At 55.7% G+C, this 521-nt stretch carries 1 rRNA gene; it reads left to right on the top strand.

What is annotated here, in order from left to right:
• Window positions 1-506, top strand: a 16S ribosomal RNA gene (locus AC2TDN_RS26650); the annotation flags it as partial.
• Window positions 507-521 lie beyond the last annotated feature (15 nt).

Below are 521 nucleotides of genomic sequence, written 5' to 3'. Positions count from 1 at the left end.
GGAGACAGGTGGTGCATGGTTGTCGTCAGCTCGTGTCGTGAGATGTTGGGTTAAGTCCCGCAACGAGCGCAACCCTTGATCTTAGTTGCCAGCACTTTGGGTGGGCACTCTAGGATGACTGCCGGTGACAAACCGGAGGAAGGTGGGGATGACGTCAAATCATCATGCCCCTTATGACCTGGGCTACACACGTACTACAATGGCCGATACAACGGGAAGCGAAACCGCGAGGTGGAGCCAATCCTATCAAAGTCGGTCTCAGTTCGGATTGCAGGCTGCAACTCGCCTGCATGAAGTCGGAATTGCTAGTAATCGCGGATCAGCATGCCGCGGTGAATACGTTCCCGGGTCTTGTACACACCGCCCGTCACACCACGAGAGTTTACAACACCCGAAGCCGGTGGGGTAACCCGCAAGGGAGCTAGCCGTCGAAGGTGGGGTAGATGATTGGGGTGAAGTCGTAACAAGGTAGCCGTATCGGAAGGTGCGGCTGGATCACCTCCTTTCTAAGGAAATACCCG

The sequence above is a fragment of the Paenibacillus sp. Y660 genome (genome assembly GCF_057221575.1).
Note: the sequence above shows the minus strand (reverse complement) of the source record. Positions and strands in the feature narration are given on the sequence as shown.